This window comes from Laceyella sacchari, from assembly GCF_024927925.1.
Lineage (GTDB): Bacteria > Bacillota > Bacilli > Thermoactinomycetales > Thermoactinomycetaceae > Laceyella > Laceyella sacchari.
In genome coordinates this window covers 2724452-2743401 of the sequence record NZ_CP103866.1, presented here as the reverse complement: position 1 = coordinate 2743401, position 18950 = coordinate 2724452, and the positions used below count along the sequence as shown (strand labels likewise).

At 48.7% G+C, this 18950-nt stretch carries 17 protein-coding genes and 9 tRNA genes; 20 read left to right on the top strand and 6 right to left on the bottom strand.

The window, feature by feature from the left end; translation table 11 throughout:
- Positions 1 to 419 precede the first annotated feature (419 nt).
- The 10 genes from NYR52_RS13440 to NYR52_RS13395 all read left to right on the top strand — a co-directional run bounded on the left by NYR52_RS13440 (position 420) and on the right by NYR52_RS13395 (position 2397).
- On the top strand, positions 420 to 629 hold the full coding sequence (locus tag NYR52_RS13440; protein ID WP_259435816.1) for a hypothetical protein: 210 nt from the start codon (positions 420 to 422) through the stop codon (positions 627 to 629).
- Between the two features lie 77 nt (positions 630 to 706).
- The gene (locus tag NYR52_RS13435; RefSeq protein ID WP_259435815.1) at positions 707 to 1078 is read left to right on the top strand and encodes a hypothetical protein; all 372 of its coding nucleotides are present in this window, start codon (positions 707 to 709) and stop codon (positions 1076 to 1078) included.
- 179 nt (positions 1079 to 1257) lie between these two features.
- Positions 1258 to 1539, top strand: coding sequence for a DUF4190 domain-containing protein (locus NYR52_RS13430; RefSeq protein ID WP_259435814.1), 282 nt, complete (start codon positions 1258 to 1260; stop codon positions 1537 to 1539).
- A 227-nt stretch (positions 1540 to 1766) separates the two neighbouring features.
- A tRNA-Ser gene (locus tag NYR52_RS13425) sits at positions 1767 to 1860 on the top strand.
- A gap of 42 nt (positions 1861 to 1902) precedes the next feature.
- Positions 1903 to 1978 (top strand) — tRNA-Phe (locus NYR52_RS13420).
- Between the two features lies 1 nt (position 1979).
- Positions 1980 to 2055: transfer RNA gene (locus NYR52_RS13415), tRNA-Thr, on the top strand.
- A 3-nt stretch (positions 2056 to 2058) separates the two neighbouring features.
- A tRNA-Trp gene (locus tag NYR52_RS13410) sits at positions 2059 to 2132 on the top strand.
- 8 nt (positions 2133 to 2140) lie between these two features.
- Positions 2141 to 2214 (top strand) — tRNA-Cys (locus NYR52_RS13405).
- Positions 2215 to 2224: 10 nt separating this feature from the next.
- A tRNA-Leu gene (locus tag NYR52_RS13400) sits at positions 2225 to 2311 on the top strand.
- A 9-nt stretch (positions 2312 to 2320) separates the two neighbouring features.
- A tRNA-Arg gene (locus NYR52_RS13395) sits at positions 2321 to 2397 on the top strand.
- Positions 2398 to 2448: 51 nt separating this feature from the next.
- Here the strand turns inward: NYR52_RS13395 and NYR52_RS13390 are convergent.
- A complete protein-coding gene (locus NYR52_RS13390) occupies positions 2449 to 3096 on the bottom strand; it encodes a hypothetical protein (RefSeq protein ID WP_132222958.1) in 648 nt (215 codons plus the stop codon).
- A gap of 242 nt (positions 3097 to 3338) precedes the next feature.
- Complete coding sequence (mnmA, locus tag NYR52_RS13385) at positions 3339 to 4433, bottom strand: tRNA 2-thiouridine(34) synthase MnmA (RefSeq protein ID WP_246026951.1); 1095 nt, start codon at positions 4431 to 4433, stop codon at positions 3339 to 3341.
- A gap of 126 nt (positions 4434 to 4559) precedes the next feature.
- On the opposite strand from mnmA, the gene NYR52_RS13380 reads away from it, so the two are divergent.
- The 6 genes from NYR52_RS13380 to NYR52_RS13355 all read left to right on the top strand — a co-directional run bounded on the left by NYR52_RS13380 (position 4560) and on the right by NYR52_RS13355 (position 11341).
- Entirely contained in the window at positions 4560 to 5912 is a 1353-nt protein-coding gene (locus NYR52_RS13380) for a TrkH family potassium uptake protein (RefSeq protein ID WP_259435813.1), read from the top strand.
- A 237-nt stretch (positions 5913 to 6149) separates the two neighbouring features.
- Positions 6150 to 7724, top strand: a complete 1575-nt coding sequence (locus tag NYR52_RS13375; RefSeq protein ID WP_259435812.1) for a vWA domain-containing protein — start codon at positions 6150 to 6152, stop codon at positions 7722 to 7724.
- A 10-nt stretch (positions 7725 to 7734) separates the two neighbouring features.
- Positions 7735 to 8064, top strand: coding sequence for a hypothetical protein (locus NYR52_RS13370; RefSeq protein ID WP_022736944.1), 330 nt, complete (start codon positions 7735 to 7737; stop codon positions 8062 to 8064).
- Positions 8065 to 8200: 136 nt separating this feature from the next.
- On the top strand, positions 8201 to 9601 hold the full coding sequence (locus NYR52_RS13365; RefSeq protein WP_259435811.1) for a basic amino acid/polyamine antiporter: 1401 nt from the start codon (positions 8201 to 8203) through the stop codon (positions 9599 to 9601).
- 131 nt (positions 9602 to 9732) lie between these two features.
- On the top strand, positions 9733 to 10353 hold the full coding sequence (locus tag NYR52_RS13360; protein ID WP_022736942.1) for a DUF47 domain-containing protein: 621 nt from the start codon (positions 9733 to 9735) through the stop codon (positions 10351 to 10353).
- Positions 10346 to 11341: an inorganic phosphate transporter gene (locus NYR52_RS13355; protein ID WP_259435810.1), complete on the top strand. Its 996-nt coding sequence runs from the start codon at positions 10346 to 10348 to the stop codon at positions 11339 to 11341. The genes NYR52_RS13360 and NYR52_RS13355 overlap by 8 nt, the downstream gene beginning before the upstream one ends.
- A 100-nt stretch (positions 11342 to 11441) precedes the next feature.
- Here the strand turns inward: NYR52_RS13355 and NYR52_RS13350 are convergent.
- Positions 11442 to 11518 (bottom strand) — tRNA-Arg (locus tag NYR52_RS13350).
- A 9-nt stretch (positions 11519 to 11527) separates the two neighbouring features.
- Positions 11528 to 11614, bottom strand: a tRNA-Leu gene (locus NYR52_RS13345).
- Between the two features lie 403 nt (positions 11615 to 12017).
- Here NYR52_RS13345 and pepV point away from each other — a divergent pair.
- Positions 12018 to 13433 (top strand): dipeptidase PepV, encoded by a 1416-nt coding sequence (gene pepV, locus NYR52_RS13340; protein ID WP_259435809.1) that lies wholly within the window; start codon positions 12018 to 12020, stop codon positions 13431 to 13433.
- A 40-nt stretch (positions 13434 to 13473) separates the two neighbouring features.
- Here the strand turns inward: pepV and NYR52_RS13335 are convergent, their stop codons facing one another.
- A complete protein-coding gene (locus NYR52_RS13335; protein WP_259435808.1) occupies positions 13474 to 14115 on the bottom strand; it encodes an Asp23/Gls24 family envelope stress response protein in 642 nt (213 codons plus the stop codon).
- A 21-nt stretch (positions 14116 to 14136) separates the two neighbouring features.
- The gene (locus NYR52_RS13330; protein ID WP_259435807.1) at positions 14137 to 15297 is read right to left on the bottom strand and encodes a cysteine desulfurase family protein; all 1161 of its coding nucleotides are present in this window, start codon (positions 15295 to 15297) and stop codon (positions 14137 to 14139) included.
- Between the two features lie 174 nt (positions 15298 to 15471).
- Between NYR52_RS13330 and NYR52_RS13325 the strand changes: the two genes are divergently transcribed.
- Genes NYR52_RS13325 through nadA form a run of 3 tightly spaced genes read left to right on the top strand, consistent with a single transcriptional unit; the run spans position 15472 to position 18947 of the window.
- On the top strand, positions 15472 to 16983 hold the full coding sequence (locus NYR52_RS13325) for an L-aspartate oxidase (protein ID WP_259435806.1): 1512 nt from the start codon (positions 15472 to 15474) through the stop codon (positions 16981 to 16983).
- A gap of 12 nt (positions 16984 to 16995) precedes the next feature.
- On the top strand, positions 16996 to 17844 hold the full coding sequence (nadC, locus tag NYR52_RS13320) for a carboxylating nicotinate-nucleotide diphosphorylase (protein WP_022736936.1): 849 nt from the start codon (positions 16996 to 16998) through the stop codon (positions 17842 to 17844).
- Positions 17844 to 18947, top strand: a complete 1104-nt coding sequence (nadA, locus tag NYR52_RS13315) for a quinolinate synthase NadA (protein WP_259435805.1) — start codon at positions 17844 to 17846, stop codon at positions 18945 to 18947. Before nadC ends, nadA begins: the two co-directional genes overlap by 1 nt.
- Positions 18948 to 18950 lie beyond the last annotated feature (3 nt).

Here is an 18950-nt window from a genome sequence, read left to right as displayed (position 1 = left end):
GTTGGCGAACCATGTGGGGAGTTGGTTTAAACGATCCCGCGACCACAACAACTTGTTGCATGTAACTCTATCTCCCATGTTGAGATGATCATCCATATGATTGACGATGTGGTTAAAATCAGGACTCACACAAGAATTTTTTAAGCGTCCAAATAACCAATGGTTTTTGGCTTGTCTGGATTTGGCTAAATGCCTTTTTGAAAGCGTGAAACAAACCCATATTGAAGAGGAAACCAACCCCTATACACGCATTGTGAAAGTGATTTGAAGAAACTGTACATGGATTTGAACATCTTGATACAAAACTATTGCCGTCGATCTCTAGCAAACCAATGATCCGTCGGCAAATCGTTCGCTTGAAAGAGAGAAATACAAGGATTTTATCAAAACCGGCACAAGAATTGCTGAGAGACAATCCCATGGAAGAGCCGGACAATGAGAAAAGCATTTATTTATGGTTACAAGCGGCATGCCATTATCCCAATATGACGCTTGATGATGCAATTGAATATTTGTCCGCTTGGAGTAGCAGAACCAATCAGGTGCAGGCTCTTTATTATCATTATGTCCACATGGTCTTGAAAGAGATGGAAGGAATAAGCTTGAAAAAAGCAGGGCGAAGAGATTAATTGAAGCTTGTGCCAAAGCAGCGGATAAGTCCCCCTACAAGACCTTCTGTTTTGAATGGTTTGGAGTAGGAGAAGGCTTGCAGTCATTGGTTCATCATCGGATGCTTGATGAAGCTGGGGGAAATCAGTTGCGGACGGTAAGAGGCATTGTGACGGAGTATAAGCATCCCGACAATGGAAAAGTCGAGGACAATGGATTTGTGGCATTTTTCAAGCCAGGGAAAGCAAAAGGAATTACAAAGGATTCTCTCAACAAAGAGGTTCCGTTGCAATTTGGATTTAGTTGCGACGGGCTTCGGGCCAAGAGTAAAAGTGTCAGGGCACTCAACTACCTTGAAGAGAACGTAACAGCAGATGATAAGAAAACGGCTCACAAGAAGACACAACAAGCGCAAAAAGAGACCACTATTGGACTTGCTTACCAAAAATCGCGTTCCAGCCATACATAAAGGTAAAAACTGCCATCAATTGCTTTTTTTATCAATCCGCCACATGAAATGAAGGGGGGACAGGGAAAAATTTATAAAAAGGGGTTTGCGATAGAAGGAAAATGAAAAGAATAAAGAGAGAGGGAATATCTGCTACCTGATGAATAAACTAACATTAACATGCGGGTTGGAGGGATTTGATGGAACCAACGCAAATTCAAACCAATTTGGGAAGAATGCCACAGCGAAACAAAGAAGCGCAGATTGCATTGGTGTTGGGTATCGTCGGCTTTTTTTCAGCCTTTGTGTTTGCCCTGGTCGGGATTGTGTGTGGAGTGGTCGGATTGGTGCTGGGGCTGAGGGGTAGAAGATCAGAAAAAGGGAACTTGGCGAGCGTGGGGATGATGTTAAGCGGATTGGCAATTGGGTTCAGTTTTATTCATGCACTGTTAAAAGCAGTGTTGATGACCGCACTCCCATAAAGCTGATAGCAATCGGTTGCGGAAAGGAAGTTAAATCATATCTTCGTTCGATGGCGGAGTATTGGGGTTGACCAGTGAGGGAATATTCAAGCATGCGGGAGTGGCAACCAAATAAATTCAGAATAGAATTAAATTAAAATTCCCGTTGACAACATGAATGAACCAGTGTAATATATATTTTGTCAGCGAGATGAGCTGACGAAAACGAAAACTTCACTTCACAACACGGAGAGATGTCCGAGCTGGCCGAAGGAGCACGATTGGAAATCGTGTAGGCGGGCAAAACTCGCCTCGAGGGTTCGAATCCCTCTCTCTCCGCCATTTTTGACAAATGCGGTTGTCTATGTTATAATAATTAAATGTGGCTCGGTAGCTCAGTCGGTAGAGCAGAGGACTGAAAATCCTCGTGTCGGCGGTTCGATTCCGTCCCGAGCCACCACGCTGGTGTAGCTCAATTGGTAGAGCAACTGACTTGTAATCAGTAGGTTGGGGGTTCAAGTCCTCTCACCAGCACCATACAGGGGCGTAGTTTAGTGGTAGAACAGAGGTCTCCAAAACCTCCAGTGTGGGTTCGATTCCTACCGCCCCTGCCAATTTTCATGGCGGCATAGCCAAGTGGTAAGGCAGAGGTCTGCAAAACCTTTACCCCCGGTTCGAGTCCGGGTGCCGCCTCCATATGAAGTTTGCGGACGTGGCGGAATTGGCAGACGCGCAAGATTCAGGTTCTTGTGGCCGCAAGGCTGTGGGGGTTCAAGTCCCTTCGTCCGCACCAATCGCATATGTGCCCTTAGCTCAGCTGGATAGAGCGTCTGACTACGGATCAGAAGGTCGGGAGTTCGAATCTTCCAGGGCACGCCATATAAAAAGTAGCCGGCTTTGAAAAAAAGTCAGCTACTTTTTTTATTGGCTTCAATTGGTTAAATCTCGTAATATTTCTGTCAACTTATTTTTGGTAGATCTTGTCGCTTCGCAGGCCAGATCGCATGTGGGCGTATTTTGCTGTGGGTTTTCCTTCTGTACAACGGTTGTCTTTGAAGGTTTATTATGTATGTCTGAACTTGGTGAAGGGTTTTTTTCATATGAAGGCGTCGCGCTGGCCACTACATTTGAGGAGGCGTGAAAAATGTTAAGCGGGTCCCGGTTGTCGTCATTCCCGATGGGAGAGGGTTTGTTCGGAGATTGGTCAGAGTGAACCGCATTTGGGGTTGGGCTGGCATCTCCGTCAACCGTGACAGGAAGATGTTTTGCCGGGTTACTGGGTTGATGGCCATTGTCCGATGCATTCGCTTTTGTAGCGGTGGATATGGACTGGTTTGACCTGTTCAGTTTTTGTTCCGTTTCTGGCGTGGGCCGTTTCGTTTGCTTAGCGGTGACTCCGTTGTTGTCAGTTGAAATAGAGCCAGTAGAGTTGGTGAAAATGGCGTAGGAAAAGACGGAACAAGCAATGCCAGCACCAATCAGAGCAATGGTTTTTCGTTTGATTTGCGTGCTGTATTCTTCGGGAGACAGGTCATCTGTGTCAAACTCAGGGGTGGGTAAATACGCTTTGTCCTTCAATGCTACAATCCCCCTTTATACTATGAAACTCGACTTAATGCTACTCTATTTTCCAATATTTGAATAGTAGACTAAAGTCCCGTTTTCGGTTGTGCCATAAAACGGAAACATGTTGACAGCCCAAAGAAACAGAGTAAAAGAAGTTTGCTGAACGATGTCGAGAGAGGCATCGTAAAAATAAGGTGCGGCTTTCTTGAATCAGCCTGTGGCCGCTCAAGAAAACCGCCCAATGCTATTTTATGTTAAAAGGTGCTGTCAATAATGCCCCCACCTAAACAAATTTCCTCATCATAGAAAACTACAGATTGCCCTGGGGTGACTGCCCGTTGCCGTTCGACGAATTCCACGCGGAAGGTGCCGTCCGGTTGCGGAAGTACGCGCACCGGTTGGTCTTTTTGACGGTAGCGGAATTTAGCGGTGCATGTAAAAGGCTCGTTTGGAGTGTCGCCTTGGCCTAACCAATTGATATCGGTGGCGATGAGTCCACCGGAGTACAGCGCTTCATGGTCATGGCCTTGCGCCACATAGAGAATGTTCTTTTCAATGTCCTTTTTCACGACAAACCAGGGTTCGCCTGTTCCGCTTCCACCGATCCCCAATCCTTGACGTTGACCCAACGTATAATACATCAAGCCATCGTGCCGCCCTTTCACTTCCCCATCCAGGGTAAGGATCTCTCCAGGTTGTGCAGGCAGATAGTGGCTGAGGAATTCACGGAAATTCCGTTCGCCGATGAAACAGATGCCGGTGCTGTCTTTCTTTTTGGCTGTGGCCAAACCGACTTTTTGCGCGATCTCACGCACCTCCTGTTTCTGCATGTGCCCAATGGGGAACATGGCCTGCAACAATTGTGGTTTGTTGACGGCGTACAAGAAATAGGTTTGGTCTTTATTGGGGTCTGCGCCACGGGCAAGGTATTTTTCTCCGTTTTTCTCGATGATTTGTGCGTAATGGCCCGTTGCAATGAAATCGGCCCCCAGTTGTTTCGCTTTGTTTAAGAACTCGCCAAACTTGATCTCCCGGTTGCACATGATGTCCGGATTGGGGGTTCTGCCTTTTTTGTATTCATCAAGGAAATACTGAAACACTTTTTGTTCGTATTCCTTTTCGAAGTTGACAGAGTAATAGGGAATGCCAATCTGTGCGCAAACGCGGCGCACATCTTCGAAGTCTTCCGTGGCTGTGCAATGGCCGAATTCGTCGGTGTCATCCCAGTTTTTCATGAACAGCCCGATCACTTCATAGCCTTGCTCTTTTAGCAACCAGGCGGTTACGGACGAATCCACGCCGCCGGACATGCCGACCACCACGCGTATATGTTTCTTGCTCATTTGCATCACTTCCAGTGTTCGGTTTCATACCCTTGTTTCGATGGCATGTCTTCATTATAATCGAAACCAAATGTTTTCAACAAATCCGCAGGCAAACGATCTGATTGATTAGAGATTGGTGGATGTGCAAATATGGACCAAAAACAATTATTGCAAAGCAGGCTCACTTCGACACAAATTTTGGTGCTCGGATTTGCTGTGACGATTTTGATCGGGGCGTGTTTGTTATCTTTGCCGATGGCTACAGAATCCGGACAGGGATTGCCGTTTATTGATGCGTTGTTCACAACCACCTCGGCTGTATGCGTGACGGGGCTAGTGGTGGTTGACACAGCAACAACGTTTAACACCTTTGGCGAAGTAGTCATCTTATTGCTCATTCAAGTGGGCGGATTGGGCTTTATGACGTTCGGCACGTTTTTCGCATATCTTGTGGGCAAAAAAATCGGATTTCGGGAGCGGTTGGTGTTGCGGGAGACATTCAACCAGTTCAACATGCAAGGGGTAGTCAACCTCGTGTTGAAAGTCCTCAAAATTACCTTCATTATTGAAGGAATCGGATTTGTATTGTTGAGTGTGCGGTTTGTTCCCGAATTCGGATTGGAAAAAGGACTTTATTTCTCTCTTTTTCATTCCATTTCTTCATTTAATAGTGCCGGGTTTGATTTGTTTGGAGAAAAGGAACCGTTCAGTAGCATCACCCATTATGTTGCAGATCCGTGGATGAACCTGGTTGTTTCCTCCCTTGTTATTTTGGGTGGGATCGGGTTTGTTGTCATTTTAGAATTGCTTCATTATCGAGCGACCAAACGGATCAGTTTACATACCAAGATTGTTCTAACCATGACGGGCATCTTGATCGTGATGGGTATGTTGGTGATTTTGGTGGTGGAATGGACCAATCCCAAAACTTTGGGCGGGCTGTCGTTTCAAGGAAAAATCATGGCATCTTATTTTCACTCTGTTACACCGAGATCAGGTGGCTATAACACGCTCAGCATGGGGGATATGTACTCAGCGACACTGTTTTTCACTGTGTTGCTGATGTTTGTGGGAGCTTCTCCCAGTTCCACGGGCGGGGGAATCAAGACGACCACCTTGGCGACCATTCTGCTGTCGGTCTGGTCAATGATCCGCGGACGGGATGATGTCATCGCATTTAAGCGCCGCATTCCCCACGGGTTGGTGTACAAAGCGCTCACCGTGACTGTGGCGGCGACTACGCTGGTCATCTTGGATACGATGTTGTTGACGATCACTGAGCAAACGGATCTGTTGACCGCTGGGTTTGAGACGGTTTCCGCGTTTGGCACAGTTGGTTTGACCATGGGATTGACCCCGACGTTGTCAGTGCCAGGCAAAGTGATTGTTCTGCTCACAATGTTTGCCGGTAGGTTAGGGCCGCTCACCATCGCTTTTGCCATTGCTCACAGTCAGCAACAACCGCCTTACCGTTATCCTGAAGATAGACCGTTGATCGGTTGACGAACAGGTCGGATGGGGGGAGTACCCTCCCGGCATGGCAAGTGGTTGATCGGTCGTTAAAGTGGGCATGCTGGTAAGGAATGTGGTGTGACGGAGTTGGCTAAAAAATCGTACTAAGATTGTCGAAACGCCAGGCTTAAAAGCGGTTGTCAAAGCAAAGTGGTTCCAGTAAGCTATTTACAAGCGCAATGGCATAGAAATGAGTATCATGTAACCACTTTCAGTAAGGAGGGGCTTATGCGAATCAAAAAAAAAGATTTCTTGCCATCGGCTCTCCTCTGCTGCAGTTTTCTTTTCTTAAGCGGTTGCGCCACCGTGATAGAAAAAATTCAGCATACGACTGGAAACCAAGTTGAAAAAGTAGAACAGTTGGCAGTAGACGATATTCAAAAGCAAGAGACGGAAGAGACACCGAGACAAGAGGATACATCGGATTTGCCCAAGAGCCCGGCTCCACATACGGAGTTAAATGATATTTTAAACGATGAAGGAAAAGGGGAGTACGCCGGCGAGAAGTTCAACCGGAGTAAGGTGGTTCAAGCTTTGAACCAGATGCCCAAAGGTTTGAGCGATGACAAGGCGTATGCCTATTTATTGGGTTTAGTGGGTGAGAACTACCGGAGCGATGTGGAACGCTTCAAAAATCTAGAGGAAGCCGATTATAAAGAGATGGTCGATGTTTGGGTGGCAGCGCGCCACAAATACCCCAAGCCGACACCTGCTTCCGCTTCCAAGGATAAGCCGTCTTCAACGCTTACACCTGAACAGCCCAAGAAAATGAACATGTCCGTCATGCTCGACGCCAGCGGCAGCATGAACAGCCAGTTGTCGAATCACAGCAAGAGCAAGATGGACAGTGCCAAACAGAGCATTGAACAATTGGCTGCCGCCTTGCCTCCGAAGCGCTCCCTGTTGCAAGTGAAAGTGTATGGCCATGAGGGAAGCAGCGCGCAAAAGGATAAAGAACGGTCATGCCGAAGTCAAGCGAAAATCTACGCCGGGGATAAATGGGACCGAGAAAAACTGCGTAAAGCGCTGAGCCAAATTCATCCGACTGGATACAACCCATTGGCACTGGCTATGGGTAGCAGTTCCAAAGACATGCAAAAAGGGGCTCCGGCTACCGTGGAAAACCATATACTCATCATCAGCGATGGGTTTGAGAATTGCGGCGGGGACCCGGTACAAACGGCTAAACAGTTGCATCGCGAGTACATGGCCAACATTCATGTGATCGGTTTGGATGTGGAACCGGAAACGGAGCGGCAATTGCGGGAAGTGTCTACCGTTACGGGAGGCGCTTATCAAACCGTGACGGATGAAAAAGAATTGAAGCAGGCCGTAAAAGAACGAGTGGAGATGGTGAACCGACTGAATGATCCATGGCAGATCCGGGCACTCCAAACTGCGATCCATGCGCATCACCAAGACGAAAAAGAACTGACTAAACAGCATCAGAAGATGAAGAAGAAAGTGGAAACCGAGCATCAGCGTTTGAATGAGGCCAATATGTATATCAAGAATGAAGGAAAAATTGACAAAAAGACATGGACGGAAATCGATACATGGATCGACCAACGTTGGCAACAGCTTGAATCATTCACGGAAGATCGATATGGGGAAGTAGACTCCCTGTTGGATTCTGAGTTTCAAGAAGAGACACACCGCTTGATGAATGAATGGGAAAAAGATGGCGGCAAAAAGGAAGAGTTTCAGAATAAAGCCGTGCAGCTGTTAAAAGAGGATTTGCTGAAGAAAAAAGCGGAAGAGGCTGGCGGGCTGACGGACCTGTCGAATCAGCAGAGCGAATGAGGGGAATGTGATGTCTGAGTGTCCATTTGCGTTTGTGTATGATGAGCGTCTGGGATTGGCTCGACCTGTTCTTTATGTCGAATATGAAGAGCTTTCCCAAGAGAAGCAAGATGAATTTGAATTGAAATGCCAAGAGTGCTGTTCGTATATTCCAGAACGGATTAAGGAGATCGAGCAGGACTATATGCAGCGGTATGAAGCACTAGCAAATACGGAGGATGAAACGGAATTTTTGCGGTTGAACGACGAATTGAACGAGTTGTCCAAGCGCATCTGTGAATTGAATTTGCTGTATTTGCAAATAGAAGGAACCTATTTGTCTGCCAATGTACATGCGTAGATTAAAGGTTGGGGTGTGGAAACATATCCCAACCTTTTTTATTACTATAAGACTTTACCATGCTAATGTATTAGTGTATCATCAAACAATAGTGAAACAATGTACAGAAAGAAGACGTGTTTTAGGAGTGGAGAAAATGAAACAGAAACAATTGGGTTTATTCTCTTTGATGGCGGCGGTCGTGGGAACCATCGTCGGCGGCGCCGCCTTCAATTTGCCAAGTGATATGGCGGCAGCAGCAGGAAGCGGTCCGGTCATCCTGGCTTGGGTGATCACCGGCTTGGGCATGTTGGCGCTGGCGATGGTTTTCCGAAATCTTTCGTCGCGGAAGCCGGAGTTGAGCGGTGGGATCTACAGCTACGCCAGAGCCGGATTTGGACCGTTCATCGGTTTTAGCAGTGCTTGGGGTTATTGGATTGCATCAATTTTGGGGATTGTTGCGTTTGTGACATTGTTTTTCCAGACACTTCGCTTTTTCTCTCCGTTGTTTGGTCAGGGGGATAATCTGCCTTCCTTGGTGGGAGGGATTGCGTTTGTGTTGTTTTTTCACTGGTTGGTAGCACGTGGGATCAAGGAGGCAGCTATTATCAATATCATGACGACAGTGGCCAAGTTGATCCCGATCCTGATCTTTTTAATCATTGTAGCGGCGGCATTTAAGCGCGATGTGTTCATGGCCGACTTATGGGGCCCGGGGAGCTTTTCTTGGCAGTCGGTCAGCCAACAAGTGAAAGACACGATGTTGGTTACTTTATGGGCTTTCGTAGGAATTGAGGGTGCCATTGTCTTGTCGGGTCGGGCTAAACGAGCAAAGGACGTGGGCGTGGCGACCATTGTGGGGTTGCTGGGCACTTTGGCGATTTATCTGTTGATTTCCGTACTGTCGACAGGGATTTTATCACAAGCTGAGCTGGCTGCATTGCCAGAACCGTCCATGGCCTATGTCTTGAAAGCGATCGTGGGGCCTTGGGGGGCAGTTTTGATTGTGATTGGCCTTCTGATTTCTATCTCGGGAGGCATGCTCAGTTGGTATTTGGTGACGGTTGAGATTCCGTATGTGGCGGCGCAAGATGGCGTGTTTCCGGATCGATTTGCCCAGGTGAATCGTCAAGGTACACCGATGGTATCGCTGTGGTGGTCGACGGGAATCACTTTGCTCTTTACCGGTTTGGTGTACGTGTCGGCGTCCACTTATCAAAAAGTATATTCAATGGCCAGCGTTGCCATATTAATCCCATATCTATTGTCTGCCTTGTACCAAGTAAAATTGGCCTTGGTGGGGGAAACTTATCTTAAGGATGGACGGAGAACAAGAGATCTTTTGATCGGCGCGTTGGCTACAGGCTATTCGCTATGGACGCTTTATGCCGCTGGCCTCACTTATTTGTTGATGGTTTCCGTTGTGTACGCGGTGGGCATGGTGCTGTATCTCTGGGTGCGACGAGGGCAGGAACAGAGCATGCGCAAGTGGGATTGGATTGTTGCCGGAATCATTGTGATGGCGGCTTTGGTAGCACTGGGCGGCGGGATGGTGTAAATTGGTATATTAATTTTTTGTAAAGGCGAAATTAATATATGGTTAAATGTGCGTCCGAACTCTGTTCAATCCCTTTTGTTAAGTCTATGATTATTTTTGGTTAAATAATGGTTAACTAGGAGGAATTGAACGTGCTGTTTAACCGCTCAAAAGACCGCCTTTTTTTCAAAATAATGGTTGACGCAACCACCAACATCGCGGAGGCCGTCCAGCTTTTCCGCGAAAATGTGGAGACGCTGGAAGAAAAGGAAGCCTATGCGGAACGCCTGAAAGAACTGGAAGACAAAGGGGACCATTATACGCATCAGCTCATTAGAGAGTTGAATCAAACCTTTGTTACGCCATTAGACCATGAAGATATCCTCAAGCTGGCCTATACGCTGGATGACGTCATTGACGGCGTGGAAGCCTGCGCGGCTCGCTTTGTTTATATGCAGGTGGACAAAACAAATTCCTGCCTGATCAAGTTTGGAGAGATCTTGGAGAAGAGTGCCCGCCATCTCCATGATGCTTTCATCGCTTTGGAAAAGCGCGACTATGAGTTGATCCGCAAGATTTCCATCGAGATTAACTTGCTTGAGAATGAGGGCGACCGGTTGATGCGCGAAGGCATCATGGAGTTGTTTGCGGATCCGGTGGATGTGGTTCATCTCATCAAAATGAAAGAGATTTATGAGAAACTGGAAGATGTAACGGATGCTTTTGAAGATGTGATGGACATCATGGAAAGTGTGGTCATGAAGTATGCTTGATCCATTTTGGGTTTTAGTCGCCGTTGTCGTATTGGCTCTCGTGTTCGACTTCACCAATGGATGGCATGATACGGCTAACGCTATTGCTACTGTGGTGGGAACACGAACACTTTCTCCGGCGATGGCGATTCTGATGGCTGCCTTGCTCAACATAGCGGGGGCTTTTTTTTCGACGGAAGTGGCGAAAGCGATCGGAAAGGATATTGTCGATCCAAATCACGTGACATTGATTGTGTTATTGTCGGCGTTGTTGGCAGTAATCTTGTGGAATATCATTACAGTGATCCTGGGTTTGCCGACAAGTTCGTCCCATGCCTTGATCGGTAGCTTGATTGGCGCTGCCGTCGCTTATAAAGGCACTGCGATTCTGCAAACTCACGGTATCCTGATGATATTGGTCGCGTTGCTGGTTTCACCGGTGTTGGGTGCGTTGGTTGGGGCTGGTCTTATTAAACTCATTCGTGCGTTATTCAGCAATATCCCTCGTTCCAAGGTGAAAAGGACGTTTAAGCCGTTGCAGATCTTTTCCTCCGCGTTCATGGCGTTCAGCCATGGTGCAGCCGACGCCCAAAAGGCGATGGGAATCATCGCGATGGCATTGGTTGCGTATGGCTCCCATACCGAGTTGTATGTGCCAGATTGGGTGAAGATTGCAGCTGGGCTCGCCATGGGCTTGGGTACAGCGATGGGCGGTCAGAAAATCATCCACACCATTGGCTCGCGTCTGAGTCGCTTGGAAACACCACAAGGTTTTGCTGCTGAGACGGGAGCTGCGCTGTTGTTGGCGACAGTGGCGAAAATCGGAGTTCCGGTAAGCACCACGCACACCATCACGGGTGCCATCATGGGCGTGGGTGCGGCGGAACGGGTTCGTAGCGTTCGCTGGAGTGTTGCCACCAAGATTGTGTACGCTTGGGTTTTGACATTGCCCGTTACTGCTTTGATGGGCTATATCTTTTATACCATCTTCAAAGTGTTAGAAGGATAAAATGCCAAAGCTTGCGCTCCGTTTGTTCATTGGATGGGCGTAAGCTTTTTCATGGCAAAGAAATATGAAAAAACCCAGTGGATTTCCACTGGGTTTTGATTGGCGTGCCCTGGAAGATTCGAACTCCCGACCTTCTGATCCGTAGTCAGACGCTCTATCCAGCTGAGCTAAGGGCACATATGTGATTGGTGCGGACGAAGGGACTTGAACCCCCACAGCCTTGCGGCCACAAGAACCTGAATCTTGCGCGTCTGCCAATTCCGCCACGTCCGCATAAATGGTAGTGGTGAAGACAGATTTAAATATATCATCATCTTAAAGAGATTGCAATCATTTTTTTGCAACAAAATCATATTTTTAATATTCGGCCCTTTTTTGGTAAATGGGAATGGCTTGTTTATTCGGATAGGGCGTGTAGTGCAGGAATGGCGTGGCGTTTCTGCTGTTGATGGGTTGTTTGATTTTAAAAAAATTTGGTCGAATGTTTGGCCGCATGGTATAGTAAAAGCAGTCAAACTTCAATGAGCGGGGGATTACCCACCCCTTATCTTGCAGGTGAACGCCTTAAGAGGCAGCTTACTGGCTCCCCATTACAGGGTGGGGAGGTTCGCAAAGAACATAGCAACGGTCTGTATACAACATCGCGGAAATAGAGAAAAAGCAGGAGGAATGACCGATGAGTGAGATTCGCTGGTTGGACGAAGTGGAAAAACGCAAAGAAGATATATTAAAAGATCTGGACGGGTTGCTTAGAATTGAAAGCGTACTCGATGAATCCACAGCGGGGGAGAAGGCGCCATTTGGGCAAAAAATTGCTGAAGCGTTGGAATATATGATGCAGTTGGGGGAGAAAGACGGGTTCCTCACAAAAAATGTGGATGGGTATGCAGGTCACATCGAATACGGTGAAGGTGAAGAACTGATTGGTTTGATTTCCCATATCGATGTCGTTCCGGCAGGTGAAGGGTGGACTTCTCCTCCTTACGAGCCGGAAGTGCGTGGTGGCAAACTTTATGCCCGTGGTGCAATCGATGACAAAGGGCCAACCATGGCCGCATACTACGCCTTGAAAATCGTTAAAGAGTTGGGCTTGCCTCTCTCAAAGCGCGTGCGGCTGATCATCGGTACTGACGAAGAATCGAAGTGGCGGGATATGAAGGCTTATTTTGCGCGTGAAGAGATGCCGACAATGGGATTTTCGCCGGATGCTGATTTTCCGATTATCGCCTCTGAAAAGGGGTTGTTGGATATCCTGCTCACTGGAAACGGTCAAGAACAACCAGTTGATGGGGATTATTGGACACTGGCTGAATTCAAGTCAGGCCAGCGGGTCAACATGGTTCCCGATCAAGCGGTGGTCAAATTGGCAGGCGAGGGCGATGTGTTTGAATTAAAAGAGAAAGTGCAAGACTTTTTGCTGACACATCGAATTCAAGGTTACGCGGAAGAAAACAACGATGGTGTGTCGATTGTGATCCAAGGGCAATCCCACCATGGTTCCGAACCGCATAAAGGGTTGAATGCCGCATTGGAAATGGCTCGCTTGCTGGGGCGTGTTCCGCTTGATCCGTCGGGGCGGAACTTTGTTGACATGCTGAATGATCTGCTTGTTGACGGGTATTTTGGCGAAGGATTGGGTATTGCCCAAGAAGAAGAAGTCTTAGGCAAACTGACTGTAAATGCGGGCGTTGTTGAACATGTCCACAACGGGCGCCAGTCGCTCCGCATCAACGTCCGGTATCCGCTCGGAGGGGATGCTGAATCCATCTTGCAGACCATCACGGACAAAATGTCGGCTTATGGCTTTACTATTGACAATGTGGATCACAAACCGTTGCATCACGTGGAGCGCAACCATCCATTGATTCAAACCCTGGCCAAAGTCTACGAAGACCAGACAGGAGAAAAGGCCGAAATCCTGGCCATCGGCGGCGGCACGTTTGCACGGGCACTTAAGACGGGAGTTGCTTTCGGCCCGTTGTTCCCAGGCAGTGAAGAGACAGCCCATCAACGGGATGAACACATCCTGCTGGAAGATTTATGGCGGTCTACCGCAATCTATGCGCAAGCAATTTACGAATTGGCGCGCTGATAACAAACCCCCCGGCCCATTTCAGGGTCGGGGGGTTGCGTTATTTTGCATGATACATTTTATAGATAAAGCTGTCCGGTGTGACGTCTGGAGGAAGAGGTCGCATCGTTTTCACCCTAATTTTGTTATTGAGGATCGTGCGGTGAAGGGCTTCAAACTCCGTTTGTTTGTATAAAGGGGAGTTGTAACCGTTCAAGTAGATCATGGTGTTGTCTTTGAAATAAACCATGTATTTTAACCGCAAATGGCGGTCGTCATGAAATGGCCACCGCTCATAATCGTAATCCAGCACGACTTGGTCGATATCGCGCCATCGTTTTACTTTGGCATCGTCCAAACTAAATAAGGTATTATAGGCAATTCCTTTGGGAGTCACCAACAGATAGTTGTCAAAGGCCAAAATGACCAACGGACTGGATACCAAATACAAGGAGGCGAAGACCAAAAAGGTTCGCCGTAGTTTTTGTGGGTGTTGTCGCATCCGGAAAAAAGCGATGACAAAGAAGACGACGCCACACAAGAACAAGAAGACAAATCCATAAGCAAATGGGGTGCCCATCAGGTAAACCTGATCGGGTTCTGCGTAATTTTCCAACTGATAATAGATGAAAGCAATCCACAGCAAGGTGGACACAATCAACCCGCCAGCTAGCCGAAGAATCCAATTTATCATCGTCCGCAATGAAGTCGAGCCTCCAGATTGTTAGAGTTCTTGGGGAGATAAGGAACGCAGATAATGCATGACTTCTTTCAACTCGTCAACGAATCGGTCGATCACTTCTAGGGTCGTGTCTTTGCCAAAGGTGATGCGTAAGCTTTCGAACGCGGTGTCCAAGCTTTTGCCCATGGCGATTAACACATGCGAGGCGGCGTGCTTGCCAGCGCTGCAGGCGGAACCGCTGGACACGTAGATTTGTTTACGATTCAGTTCCAAAAGAATCGCTTGCCCCTCTACACCATGAAAACTTAAATTCAAGTTGTTGGGTAGACGGTCGGTGGGGTGTCCGTTTAAATCTACATCGCCGATTTCCGACTGGATCCGCCGCCAACAATGATCGCGTAGCGCGGTGAGGCGCGCCTGTTCATCAGCCACTTCCTGTGAGATGAGTTGGCAAGCGGCACCGAATCCGACGATGGCGGGCGTGTTTAGTGTGCTGGCACGCAAGCCGCGCTCCTGTCCGCCGCCGTGAAGCAGGGGTTCAATCCGCACTCCTTTTTTTATATACAGGGCTCCAGATCCTTTTGGTCCGTACACTTTGTGCGAACCGAGGGAAAGGAGATCGACGCCCAACTCGATGACAGAAAAAGGAACCTTGCCAAAGTATTGAACGGCGTCAGTATGAAACAATATAGGAGAATCCTTCAGTAATTGCCCGATTTCGCGGATGGGTTGCAGAGTTCCCACTTCGTTGTTGGCAGCCATGACGCTGACGAGAATGGTGCGGTCGGTGAGCGCCTGTTTTAATTGATCCAGCTTCACCAACCCATTGGAATCCACCGGCACATAAGTAACTTCAAACCCTTCCCGTTCCAAAAAACGGCAGGCTTCCAAAACCGATGGATGTTCCACGGATGATGTGACAATATGGTTGCCGAAGGCTTTCCGTTTGCGGGCGGCGCCGATCAAGGCGAGATTGTTTGACTCGGTTCCGCTGCTGGTGAAAATAATTTCACGCGCAGTGGATGCCCCGATTGCTTGGGCTACCTGTTTTCGAGCCGTTTCAATTGCCTCGCGGCTTTGCTGGCCGAAATCATGGATGCTGCCGGAATTACCATAAGCTTGGCTAAAGAATGGCAGCATTGCCTCCAGCGCTTCGGGGCGCACAGGGCTGGTTGCCCCGTAATCAAGGTAAATCGGTTTCATTGGTTGTGCCTCCGCTCTTTCTTTCCTTTCTTCATACATTATAACGGAAAACGCTTGGTTGAAGACCTGCATTTCCAATCTGTTCACAATGAAGTCGCTTAAAATAAAGGTTGACATTCGTCATTTTCCTGAGAAAATAAAAATGTTAAGATTTCGTGAAAGGATTAAATGAAAATGACCCGATTAGTGACCGATTATGTTGTGGTGGGAAGCGGAATCGCAGGCTTGACGACGGCTCTTTCTCTTGGGGAATCAGGCCGTGTGATTGTGCTGACCAAATCGCGTGAGCAAGAAAGCAATTCTTTCCGGGCCCAGGGAGGGATCGCGGCCGCCATTGGCGAAGGGGATTCTCCTGAATTGCATAGACAAGACACCCTGCGCACCGGGGTTGAATTATGCATTCCACAATCGGTCGACGTTCTGGTAGAGATGGCTCCCCAAACCATTCAACTGCTGTCTGGATGGGGTACTCCGTTTGACCAGGAAGGTGCGCAATTTGCTTTGGGGCGGGAAGGCTCCCATAGTGTTTCGCGCATCTTGCATGTCGGTGGGGACTCGACGGGGGCGGGCATCACAGACAGCTTGTTGAAGCAGGTGCAAGCTCATGAGCGGATTGAAATCATGACGCACACCATGGTGGCGGATCTGATTGTGCATGGGGGAGTCTGCCTTGGGGTCACCGCGCTCGATGAAGGCCGTGAACCGATCGCTTACCTGGCGCGCAAAGGGGTAGTTTTGGCCACGGGCGGTTGTGGACAGTTGTACCGCTATACAACGAACGATCTGGTGTCCACCGGCGATGGTTTTGCGATGGCCCATCGTGCCGGCGTTAAATTGATGGACATGGAATTTGTGCAGTTTCATCCAACCGCGCTCGCGATAGAGCAAAATCCGATGTTTTTGGTTTCGGAAGCGGTACGTGGAGAAGGCGCGCATTTGGTGAATGACCGGGGCGAAGCGTTTATGGAGCGTTACCACTCCTGGAAAGATTTGGCCCCGCGCGATGTTGTCTCCCGCGCGATTTATACGGAGATGAAAGCAGGAAGAAAGGTTTTCCTCGATGCTCGCGTTCTGGGAGAGCGGTTTGAGAAACGCTTTCCGAAGATCTACCGGCAAGCGCGCGAACACGGAATCGATCCTGAAACAAACCTCATTCCTGTAACTCCGGCGGCTCATTTCATCATGGGTGGGATACAAACGGATTTGCACGGACAAACCTCGTTGCCGCGTCTGTTCGCGTGCGGGGAAGTCGCTTGCACGGGTGTTCACGGAGCGAACCGCTTAGCGAGCAACTCCTTGTTGGAAGGAGCCGTGTTTGCGCAACGGGTGGCGGATAAGCTGTCTTCCTTGGCGGAGCAAGCAGTTGAGGATGTGCCCGATTTTTCTATTCCGACTTTGTGCAATGATAAGCAATCTGAAGAAAAGTTAAAACAATCCATACGTCAGATCATGTGGGACTATGCAGGAATTGTAAGAACGGATGAAGGTTTGCGCAAAGGTCTATCCCTACTGGATAAGGTGGCGGCACAAGTAAAAGATGGGATGCTTGAAACGAGAAATATGTTAATAACTGCACAAATCATTATGAAAGCGGCGTGCATGCGTGAGGAGAGCCGCGGCGGTCACTACCGGCGCGATTTTCCGGAAACTCGGGTAGAGTGGTCTCATAAACATTTGGTGATATAGGGAGTATGGAAGATGAATCCAATTTATTTAAAGCAGTTTATTCGTGAAGTTTTGAACGAAGATATCGGCGCCGGTGATTTGACGACGGAAGCACTCGTTCCGGAAGGGCACCGTAGCACCTGCGTGCTTCTAGTCAAGCAGCAGGGGGTGGTGGCCGGTCTGCCGGTTGCTGAACAAGTGTTTAAAGAATTGGACCCCGCCTGTGAATGGACTCCCTTGGTTGAAGAAGGGGCGGAGGTGGACAAAGGAACGGTGATCGCGCGGATCACGGGAAGCACCCGTGCTATTTTGACCGGAGAACGGGTTGCGCTCAACCTGATGCAGCGCATGTCGGGTATTGCAACCGTTACCCGTGAGCTGGTCAACAAGCTGGAAGGGCTTTCATGCCGTGTATTGGATACGCGCAAGACGACGCCGGGGTTGCGCCAGCTGGAGAAATACGCGGTACGTGTTGGAGGTGGCGTCAATCACCGCTTTGGTTTGAGCCACGGGGTGATGATCAAGGATAACCACATCGCCATGGCCGGAAGTTTGGAAGAAGCCATCAAGCGTGTACGCGAACGGGTTGGGCACATGGTGCAAATTGAAGTAGAGGCCGACACACTGGAGCAAGTGAAACAGATATTGGCGTTCGATGTTGATGCGATCTTGTTGGACAATATGGATCTGGATACTATGCGCCAGGCAGTGAAGTTGATTGATGGCCGCGTGTGGACGGAAGCATCAGGAGGCATCACTCCCGAGACGATCCGCCCGATTGCGGAGACCGGGGTGGATGCGGTGTCTTTGGGCTGGCTCACACACTCTGTCTCTTCACTGGATATCAGTTTGGATTTTGAAGATGAAAAGGGGGATGAATAATGTCTATTGACACGCTCACCTATTTGGACGCGGAGTTGCCCGAAGTTTACCGCAACATGTCCAGCCAGGAGCTGGATGAACGCATCGCTCGCGCTAAGCAACAACTGGGGCGGGATCTCGTGATTTTGGGCCATCATTATCAACGGGATGATGTGATCAAGTTTGCTGATTACCGTGGAGATTCGTTGAAGTTGGCGCGGATCGGCGCGGAGCAGAAAGAAGCCAAAACCATCATTTTCTGTGGAGTACATTTTATGGCCGAGACGGCTGACACATTGGCTCAAGATCATCAAATCGTCATTTTGCCTGATTTGCGGGCGGGATGTTCGATGGCCGATATGGCTGACATTGAAGACCTGGAAGAGGCGTGGGAGATCCTGCAAGAACGGTTCGGCGACACGATCATTCCGCTGACATATGTTAACTCCACTGCTGCGATTAAGGCGTTTGTCGGCAAACATGGTGGAACCACATGTACTTCTTCCAATGCCCACAAGGTGCTGGAGTGGGCTTTCAGCCAGAAAAAGCGAATTCTCTTCTTGCCTGACCAACATCTGGGCCGTAACACGGCATATGCGATGGGCATCCCGTTGGAGCAGATGGTGGTTTGGAACCCGCAAACGGAAGAATTTGAAGAAGTAAAAGGCGATTTGGAGCAAACACGGATGATTTTGTGGAAGGGCCACTGCTCTGTGCATCAGAAATTTACGGTTGAGCAAATTAAACGCATTCGTGAGCGGGACCCGGAGATGAAAGTGATCGTGCATCCGGAATGTTCGTTTGATGTGGTGCAAATGGCTGATGACTCCGGATCGACGGAGTACATCATCAAAACGATTGAAGCGTCTCCAGCGGGGAGCAAATGGGCTGTGGGAACGGAAGTCAATTTGGTGCAACGGTTGGCCAATGAGAATCCGGACAAAAAAGTGGTGCTGTTAAGCACGACGATGTGCCCTTGCCTCACCATGAACCGCATCGACCGTCCTCATCTTTTGTGGGCGTTGGACAGCGTCTTGGAAGGTCGTCCCATTCATGTGATCAAAGTGGATGATGAAACCAAGCATTGGTCCAAAGTGGCTTTGGATCGGATGTTGGCAATTTAATAA